Source organism: Providencia sp., assembly GCF_052096715.1.
Taxonomy (GTDB): Bacteria; Pseudomonadota; Gammaproteobacteria; order Enterobacterales; family Enterobacteriaceae; genus Providencia.
This window is the reverse complement of the sequence record NZ_JBQDNB010000048.1, coordinates 1-9,163: the sequence shown is the minus strand read 5'-3', so window position 1 is coordinate 9,163 and position 9,163 is coordinate 1. Positions and strand designations below refer to the sequence as shown.

Below are 9,163 nucleotides of genomic sequence, written 5' to 3'. Positions count from 1 at the left end.
AGGTTGGCGAATGAAGCCAACACCCCTACAGCTCGAAGTATGACAGGTATACGAACTAAAAAAGATCTTGGACACAAATCCCTAACCTCTGCATCCTCGACAACAACGTCGTCCGCTTCAACCCTAGACGTGTTGCTGCCCCTCTTGCACCAGCAACCACCCCATTCGTTGCTTTTAGTGCAGCAATAATTCTATCCCTTTCCTCGTCATCATTTTCAGGCGCCTCTGTTTGCATTCGCTTTTCGAGCAACGTCGGAGTTTGCAGTGCATTTTTAAGGCGTGATGGCTTTGGGATATTCAGCTCATGTAACTGTAAATTAAGTGTATTACCGCGGGTAAGGATCACTGCTCGTTCAATCACATTTTCTAGTTCTCGCACATTACCGGGCCATGGATAGCGAGAAAGCTGTTCCAGAGCATCGAGTGGAATGCAGTCTATTTTTCGGTTCATTCTCTGAGCAATTTTTTGCGTAAAATAGGTTGCCAGCAGTGCGATATCCTCTGGTCTCTCTCGTAACGGTGGGATCACAATAGGGAATACATTCAAACGGTAATAGAGATCTTCTCGAAATTCACGGTCATTGGTCATGGATTTAAGATTACGATTTGTGGCTGCTATTAGTCTAACATCCACGGGTATCACTTTATTACCGCCAATACGTTCAATTTCACGTTCTTGCAGCACTCTCAATAACTTGGGTTGAAGATCTAACGGCATATCACCGATTTCATCTAAAAATAGCGTACTTTTATCCGCCATTTCAAAACGGCCAATATGTGTTGTGGTAGCTCCGGTAAACGCGCCTTTATCATGACCAAATAAATCACTTTCTAGCAACCCTGATGGAACAGCAGCACAGTTCATCTTAATCATAGTGCGTTGATGTCTATCACTTAAACGATGAATAGCTCGCGCGATAAGCTCCTTACCAGTTCCCGTTTCACCTAAGATAAGCACGGTGCTATCACTGTGAGCCACCAAATCAACTTGCTCTAATACATTACGCATCGCTTCGCTTTGAAAAATAATTTCACTGAAACTATCAGTACGATGTATCTGTTCAGTCAACCAAAGATTTTCAGTTTTCAGGCTGTCTTTTAAACGAGTAATTTCACCATAAGCAGCTGCGTTATCAACTGCAATTGCAAATCGTGCCGCTATTTGTTTAAGCAAATTACAATTATCTTCTGTAAAAATACTTTTATTTTCATGAGATAAAACCAACACCCCCAAAGGTTTATGGTTAAATGCCAATGGTAATAACAACGTTTCACTCATTCCTTGCTCACACACATGCCTATAAAGTGGGTCTTGCGTGGCAGAATCTAAAGTCAAACGCACAGGCTGATTACTATCAAGAGCCTGTGTTAAATCTGGATGTAACTCATTCAAATGATACTGCATTTTCTCAACGGGATGTGAACGTTGATAATAGCTGGAATAACAAAGGTATACGGCAGAACTATAATTATCACATAATGCGATGCTGATTTGACTTATACCGAAAAAACGGTAAATTTCTCGAGATACTTCAGCAACTAAACCATCCATTTCTAAATGAGAAAGCACCGAATTGGTAATATCAACTAATATTCTGTACTGGTCGCGTTCATGGCGTATACGTTCAGCTTTTTCAGATATATCCACAAAGTCTCCACTAACTCGTCATGGTTCAGGTTATCGCTGTATTGTCTTCACTTGGCTACTTAGATCACATACTAAAGTATGTACCCCAAGCTAACTTCGTTTATCGTCTTGCTATTAATTGAATATTTATCGCTTATATATTCTAAAATACTCATCTATGAATAAATGCAAATTCAAAAAATTTAATGCCGTGATTAATATCATTTTAGCTAATACAATTTTTTAATCCTATTATTGTAATGACTCTATAAAAAAAGAATATCGCTGACTGATTTAAGTTTGATCCAGTCCCCTATTTTTAATATAACAATATCTTAGTATAGCCATATATATAACGATGTTTGTAATTATCGTCATATTTGTCGAAGCTTGTGACGAATATTTCAATTACCCTTTCAGCACCTTTTTATTATTTATTAATATACTGATTTAACTGAATTAAATTATTTTTCTGATCTGGCACGATACATGCTTATGAAAAGGTATTCGAACCAGAGGACGGTTACACCGGAAAGCCGGATGTGATGTCGTCGTATATCATTCAGGAGAGTATGATGAACCGTTTCATCATTGCAGACCCCAAAAAATGCATTGGCTGTCACACTTGTGAAGTGGCATGTGTAGTTTCTCATCAAGAACAAGAAACAGGTATTGAAACTGTCGTTAAAGATGATTTTTTCCCACGCATTCATGTTATCAAAGGCTATAACATCAGTACTGCTGTAGTTTGCCGTCAATGCGAAGATGCCCCCTGTGCCAATGTTTGTCCTAATGGTGCGATTAGCCGTAAAGATGATTTTGTGTATGTTGACCAATCTAAATGTATCGGTTGTAAAACCTGCGTCATTGCTTGCCCTTACGGCACAATGGAAGTCATTAGCCGCCTTGTTGCTCAACAAAATACTGCGCTAAATACCATTCCACAATACCGTGCTGAAGCACATAAATGCGATCTCTGCCATACTCGCGAAGGTGGCCCTGCTTGTGTGGAAGTTTGCCCAACCGATGCGCTTATTGTCGTAGACCGTAATCGTATGGATGAAATTATTAAAGAGCGTCGTCGCCGTGCGGCTTTTGAAATTCCTTACGATTTGATGTCATAAGAGAGTCCCGATGCATGAAGTTACCTTATGTCAAAGTGCGTTAGAAATTATCGAACAGCATGCAAAACAAAATCACGCACAGCGTGTCTGTGCAGTTTGGTTAGAACTTAGTGCGGTTTCTTGTATTGAAGAGTCTGCACTGCATTTTTGTTTCGATATTGTTTGCCGTAACACGCTCGCTGAAGGTGCAAAGTTACATGTCACCACCGTCGCTGCGCAAGCATGGTGCCGAGATTGCCAAAGCAATGTGAGCGTTACCCAATTTGATACGGGATGTCCTCACTGTGGCAGTCGTAACCTGCAAATAAACAGCAGCGACACCATGCAGGTAAAGCAAATTGAAGTGGAATAATCTTGTAAGACGTTTAAATCAAATCAGGAGTCAGTTATGTGTTTAGCCATACCCGGCAAAATTGTGTCAGTAGGTAATTCACCAATGGACAATGCACAAGTCGAAGTTTGTGGGGTTAAACGGGATGTGAACATTGCGCTGGTTTGTGATGGAGAAACCACCGACATGCTTGATAAATGGGTGCTCGTTCACGTCGGTTTTGCCATGAGTATTATCGATGAAGAAGAGGCCCATGATACGCTTGAAGCCCTAATGGCAATGGCCGAAGTCGAAGAAGATGTTTCTTACTTTTTACATGGAAATGCTTGATATACAACATCCTTAATCAATAAAAACCGCAGTGTTTTAAATAACCTCACTGCGGTTTACAAGTTCAACAACTAAACATCAACTATTTATAATGAAATTACTCGCCATCGAATAATTTGAATCCGCCGAACCCTTCCCAGAGAGGCAATGCAGCATAAACTTGTTGTACTGCATCAATCACCTGTTCATTCATTGGCATATAAAAACCCACTAAATCAGGTTGGATACCCAAAAAAATCACTTCATCAATATCGTCTTTTAATTGGTCGATTAAAAAATTCAACGGTAAATTATGCGTGCTCATGATAAACATTTCAGCAATATCATCAGGATCAATAACACGGATTTCACCTGGATTTAAGCCGATATCCGCAGCATCCACTATTAACAAACGTTTAGGTTTAAGCGCTCTTATCTGATGGGTCACATTTTCAGGACTGCTTCCGCCATTTATTGCTAGCCAATCTGCAATGGGATTTTCTTGCATCAAGTCATATAGCATCGGGCCTGCGCCATCGTCCCCCATCATACTATTACCAACAGCTAACATAATGTTATTGTTAGATAAATCTGTCATGATCGCCTCTTTACTATTAGGTAAATTGCAGGTTCTCGCTCAATTTCACCTAATAATCGAATCAGGGTTGAACTCCATTCACAATAAGGTGAATTTTCATCTTTCGCAAACCCATCGACAGCAAGTGCTAACATACTCGTATGAGTTGAATCGATATTAATTTCACCGAAAGTAATCAACCCCTGCAATTTGCGTCGCGCCTCTCCTTCAGGTATTGCATTAACCCAAGACTGGTAACCGTCTAATGGACACACTAATTCATTTTTCAGACAATCTATCATGCCAACATGGTGACCAATAGCCAATGAGTAATACATGACTTGCTGCGCTTCTTCGGGCACATCGTCGTCGCTATCGACAAACTTTTGGCGCAGTGACCAAAAATAAACGTTGCCTTTCGATGCGGGTTGCTCTGATGTAGAGAGCTCAACATTTGGGTTAGTCATCAACGCCCCCTTGCTGTAACACGGTCACTAAGCGGTTAACAATGTCTCGTAAGCGAGGATCTTGCTCTTCGTTAATCCATTTTTGCATCGTTGCTTGAACCTGTGTTGGTGTTGCACCTTCAAGCAATGATAAAAAGTGATCGCTAATTTCTCTTCCTTGAAAATACCCAGCCTGACGACGCGCTTCACGTTCAATCATCACACGTGTCGCCAATGGGATAGAGGGTAACAATAATTCTACGCGTTCACCTTCGCCTTCATGGTGATCTTGTGCGGTTAATTTTTGATTTAATAACCCCAAGGCCACCGCAAATCCATAAATGGTTGCCGCAGGTGTCGGTGGACAACCCGGTATCCATACATCAATCGGCACAATATGTTCACTGCCACCCCAAACGCAGTAAAGGTCATGGAAAATACCACCACCACAGCCACAAGCCCCGTAAGAAATACAAATTTTTGGGTCAGGAGCAGATTCATAAGCACGCAATGCAGGCATACGCATTGCCCGCGTCACAGCGCCCGTAAATAGCAAAATATCAGCATGTCGTGGTGATGCAACGACTTTGATCCCAAAACGTTCCGCATCAAATACAGGCGTGATTGCAGAGAAAATCTCTATCTCACACCCATTGCAACCACCACAGTCGACACGATAAACATAAGCTGAACGTTTGATATCTTTTAACAAGGTACTTTTTAATTTTGCGACCTGCTCATCCATGCTGACAGGCTGACTCACATGATGATTAACAGGGATCTCTGGAAAACTCATGATTTATCTCCCTCAATATGCAAACGGAAGTTTTGACGATTATTATTTAACAGGTTATTTTTCTGTTTGCAGGTCGGACAGGTTTCATACATTGGTCTTAGTGCTTCAATGCCACTCTCTTCAATACCCGACGCCACCATCAACGCCATTGCATAATCGACTGATTTTTTAGGGGCAAATGCTTCGCCACACTGACGACAATGCTGTAAACGAAAAGTCCCTTTCATATACAGATCGGCTTTATTCATCACGGCAGTTTCAAATTCTTCTGTCAGATGAATTGCTCGGGTTGGGCAAACCTCTTCACAACGGGCGCAATAAATACAGCGCCCAAGAAATAGCTGCCAGCGACGTTCACCGCTTTCTAAATCGGTTTCCATCGTTAAGGCATTCGCAGGACAAGCCGAGATACAAGCGCCACAAGCGATACACTGCAATGGGTCATATTCTGGCTTACCACGGAAACCATGAGCCACTTCAAGTGGCTTAAATGGATATTTAACCGTTGCTGTCCCCGTTTCACGGAGGATTTTAAATAATTTAAGCATTAGTATTTCCTCCGATTTATTTCATTAACGATTTTTTACGCAGAATACTTTGTTGCTCTAACTCTTTGTATGCAATGGTTTTTGCTTTACGTTTTTTCACATCCACCAGCGTCACACGGTCAGTACAAGAGTAACAAGGGTCAAGGCTACCAATAATTAATGGCGCATCAGAAACCGTATTCCCTTGCAACATATAACGCAGTACTGGCCAGTTTGCATAAGTCGCCGCACGACAACGCCAGCGATACAATTTCTGATTATCACCTAACATGCTCCAGTGAACATCTTCGCCACGTGGTGCTTCGGTATAACCCAGCGCAAATTTATGTGGTTGATATGTAAAGCCTTCGGTCAAAATTGGGCCATCTGGCATATTGTCCAATGCATATTCAATCATGGATAAAGAATCTAATGTTTCTTTAATTCGCACCATCACGCGTGAATAAACGTCACAACCATCTAGAGTGAAAAGCGTTTTCGGTAAGTTGGCATAATCGGCAAATGGGTGATCAAAACGCACATCACGTTTGAATCCGCTAGCACGGATCATTGGGCCTACTGGGCTATAGTCTCGCGCAACTTTAGGATCTAAAAGACCAACCCCCACAGTACGCTGTTCCATATTCGGCGTGCTCAGCAACATATCCACCAGTTCGGTCACATCACGGCGCATTTCGCGTACCAACTGAATGGTTTTCACCCGCTGTTCTTTTAAGAAATCACGGCGAACACCACCAATCAAATTAGTACCGTAAGTTTTACGCGCACCAGTCAATAATTCAGCCATCTTCATGGATTTTTCACGCACGCGGAAAAACTGCATAAAACCAGTATCAAAACCGGTAAAGTGACTGGCTAAACCAATATTTAATAAATGGCTGTGTAGACGTTCCACTTCCAGCAATACGCTACGAATAGTATGCGCACGAGGTGGAACATAAATACCAAGGGCATTTTCGACTGAAGAAGTATAAGCCACGCTGTGAGTGAAACCGCAAATGCCACAAACACGATCAGATAAAAACGTGACTTCGTTATAGCCCATACGGGTTTCTGCTAGTTTTTCCATACCACGGTGAACATAGAACATGCGGTAATCCGCATCCACAATGCGTTCACCATCAACGAATAATCTAAAATGGCCAGGTTCATCAGAGGTGATATGTAATGGACCGATTGGTACAACTCGGCTTTGAGTTTTACTATCATTGATAAACTGATAAGTTTCAGTATCCGTGGTTGGCTCTGGACGCTGACGATAGTCCATCGTGTCTTTACGCAATGGATAAAGATCTTCAGGCCAATCATCGGGGAGCACTAAACGACGTTCATCAGGCAAGCCTACCGCACGTAGACCATACATATCCCGTATTTCACGTTCCCCCCAAACTGCGGCTGGAACTCGCGGAGTAACAGAAGGAAATTCTTGAGTAATAGGGCTAACAAAAGCCTTTACTGTTACCCAGCATTTTTCACCTTCTTCCATTGAAAGTGCGTAATACACCGCAAATTGCCCATTCAATGGGCGCTCATCATTTCCCCATAATACTGGCAGCCAACCGCCGCAACCGTAATACAGAAATTCAACCACCTCTGGCAGCATTTCCGTTTTAATGGTGATGGTGACCTGATTTGCGGTTTGCCACTCTTCGTCCAGCACCGCATGAGGAAATTTCTCGCGGACTTTTGCCAGATAACCCGCGCCTTTACGAACGCCCTGAAGGGTATCTGCATAATTCTGATAGCTCACGTTATTTCTCCTGCAATGAGGTCGAAGAGGCGTTTACACCCCACGGCCAATGAAAGTTTAAAGTAGTTAATTCTGAATTAGGTAATGCACTGTCTTTCAACACAATAGTGGCCGCATTCTCAAGTAGATTACTAACAGACTGTGGAATGTGCGTACCCATTACCAACATCAAAACAATAAGAATTGCCATCGGTAAGGTCGTCAAAATGCCAAGTTCACCTTTTGAAACACAGTCAGGTTTCTCACCAAATAATGTTTTAGAGATCATTCTGACTAATCCGCCAAGAACGACAGTAATGAGAATTAAAACAAGCAGTGTCAGCCAGAAATGGTTGGTAGCAATACCTGCAACCACAATCATGAACTCACTTAAAAATATGTTAAACGGTGGCATACCGCCTAAAGCTAATGCGCCACCAGCGAACACGACTGCGGTAAATGGCATTGTGCGTAATAGCCCTTTAACAACGGTAATATCCCGCGTGCCATATTTAAGTAATACATTACCTGAACCACAAAACAGCAGCGTTTTCGCTAAACTGTGATTCAAAGTATGTAATAACGCAGCAAGTACCCCTAATGGGCCACCAATACCTAATGCGACTGCAATCAAGCCCATATTTTCAACGCTTGAATAAGCTAATAGTCGTTTCATATCTCGTTGAACTAAGATAAAGAATGCGGCGACAGCAACAGAAAGCAAGCCAAAGACAAGTAACAAGGTTTGAGTAAATTCACCACCAATCGCAGACGTGACGATGATGTAATAACGAATGATGATAAGTAGTGCGCAATTTAACAATACGGCAGAAAGTAATGCCGAAGTTGGGCTTGGAGCCTCACTATGTGCATCAGGTAACCATGCATGCATTGGAAACAGACCCGTTTTGGTTCCGAAGCCAATTAAAACGAATACAAAGGCTAAATGCATCAAAGTTGGGTCAAGTAATGAGGTATATTTCAATACTTCTGTCCAGAAAATCGCTAACTCTGGATCAGGCATGACATTGACCGCATTGGCATAAACCAAAATGGTACCAAATAGACCAAATGCCACACCGACACTACAGATAATGATGTATTTCCACGCGGCTTCTAAAGAAGAGCGTTGGCCATAAATACCTACCAAAAATGCAGAGCTTAATGTGGTAGCTTCAACCGCCGCCCACATTAGAATCAAGTTATTACTGGTAATAACCAATAGCATGGTAAATAAGAACAGATGGAAGAAACCATAGTAATTGCAAAGGGTTCCAACGCTAATTTCCCCCTCTTCAACCTCATGGTTCATATAGCCAATGGAATATAAACCTGTCAGAAAACCAACAATTCCCAATATCGCTAAAAATAATCCAGCAAGGCTATCAAGATGTATCCAGCGCTGCGCCATTAGCAGGTCGCCAACTTCACCAATGGTATTTACCATCCACAGCGATAATACCAACAATAAAGTAATCCCGATGGCATGCACCAAAGTAACCGCCATTTTGGCGCTATTTCCAAGTAAACGGCAGATAAAAGCCAACATAGAAATAACCAATGGTGTCGCCATTAATAACGTCAATAACATAGTTTGATTCATCTCATCACCCCTTCAGCGCGGTCAGTTGATCCACGTTCAGTGTGTTGAGCGTGCGATAGATTTTACGTGCCAG

At 42.1% G+C, this 9,163-nt stretch carries 10 protein-coding genes and 1 pseudogene; 3 read left to right on the top strand and 8 right to left on the bottom strand.

Annotated features, from left to right (window positions below; translation table 11 throughout):
* Positions 1-55 precede the first annotated feature (55 nt).
* A complete protein-coding gene (locus tag ACTH6U_RS20920; RefSeq protein ID WP_294349952.1) occupies positions 56-1,648 on the bottom strand; it encodes a sigma 54-interacting transcriptional regulator in 1,593 nt (530 codons plus the stop codon).
* 554 nt (positions 1,649-2,202) lie between these two features.
* Between ACTH6U_RS20920 and hydN the strand changes: the two genes are divergently transcribed.
* Genes hydN through hybG form a run of 3 tightly spaced genes read left to right on the top strand, consistent with a single transcriptional unit; the run spans position 2,203 to position 3,412 of the window.
* Positions 2,203-2,751 carry an electron transport protein HydN gene (gene hydN / locus ACTH6U_RS20915; protein ID WP_294102966.1) on the top strand — a complete coding sequence of 183 codons (549 nt, stop codon included), beginning with the start codon at positions 2,203-2,205 and terminating at the stop codon, positions 2,749-2,751.
* Between the two features lie 10 nt (positions 2,752-2,761).
* Positions 2,762-3,103 carry a hydrogenase maturation nickel metallochaperone HypA gene (gene hypA / locus ACTH6U_RS20910; protein WP_294102963.1) on the top strand — a complete coding sequence of 114 codons (342 nt, stop codon included), beginning with the start codon at positions 2,762-2,764 and terminating at the stop codon, positions 3,101-3,103.
* 36 nt (positions 3,104-3,139) lie between these two features.
* Positions 3,140-3,412 carry a hydrogenase maturation factor HybG gene (gene hybG, locus ACTH6U_RS20905; RefSeq protein WP_336428795.1) on the top strand — a complete coding sequence of 91 codons (273 nt, stop codon included), beginning with the start codon at positions 3,140-3,142 and terminating at the stop codon, positions 3,410-3,412.
* A 97-nt stretch (positions 3,413-3,509) separates the two neighbouring features.
* On the opposite strand, the gene hycI is transcribed toward hybG, so the two are convergent.
* The 7 genes and pseudogenes from hycI to hyfE all read right to left on the bottom strand — a co-directional run.
* Entirely contained in the window at positions 3,510-3,989 is a 480-nt protein-coding gene (gene hycI, locus ACTH6U_RS20900; RefSeq protein ID WP_294102956.1) for a hydrogenase maturation peptidase HycI, read from the bottom strand.
* Complete coding sequence (locus ACTH6U_RS20895) at positions 3,986-4,435, bottom strand: formate hydrogenlyase maturation HycH family protein (protein WP_441833056.1); 450 nt, start codon at positions 4,433-4,435, stop codon at positions 3,986-3,988. The genes hycI and ACTH6U_RS20895 overlap by 4 nt, the downstream gene beginning before the upstream one ends.
* Positions 4,428-5,210: an NADH-quinone oxidoreductase subunit B family protein gene (locus ACTH6U_RS20890; protein ID WP_294102951.1), complete on the bottom strand. Its 783-nt coding sequence runs from the start codon at positions 5,208-5,210 to the stop codon at positions 4,428-4,430. The genes ACTH6U_RS20895 and ACTH6U_RS20890 overlap by 8 nt, the downstream gene beginning before the upstream one ends.
* On the bottom strand, positions 5,207-5,758 hold the full coding sequence (gene hyfH, locus ACTH6U_RS20885; protein WP_336428790.1) for a hydrogenase 4 subunit H: 552 nt from the start codon (positions 5,756-5,758) through the stop codon (positions 5,207-5,209). The genes ACTH6U_RS20890 and hyfH overlap by 4 nt, the downstream gene beginning before the upstream one ends.
* Positions 5,759-5,774: 16 nt before the next feature.
* Positions 5,775-7,508, bottom strand: a complete 1,734-nt coding sequence (locus ACTH6U_RS20880; RefSeq protein WP_294102947.1) for a hydrogenase large subunit — start codon at positions 7,506-7,508, stop codon at positions 5,775-5,777.
* Position 7,509: 1 nt separating this feature from the next.
* A complete protein-coding gene (locus tag ACTH6U_RS20875; protein ID WP_441828784.1) occupies positions 7,510-9,090 on the bottom strand; it encodes a hydrogenase 4 subunit F in 1,581 nt (526 codons plus the stop codon).
* A gap of 4 nt (positions 9,091-9,094) precedes the next feature.
* Positions 9,095-9,163 (bottom strand): annotated as a pseudogene (hyfE, locus tag ACTH6U_RS20870) (hydrogenase 4 membrane subunit); the annotation flags it as partial.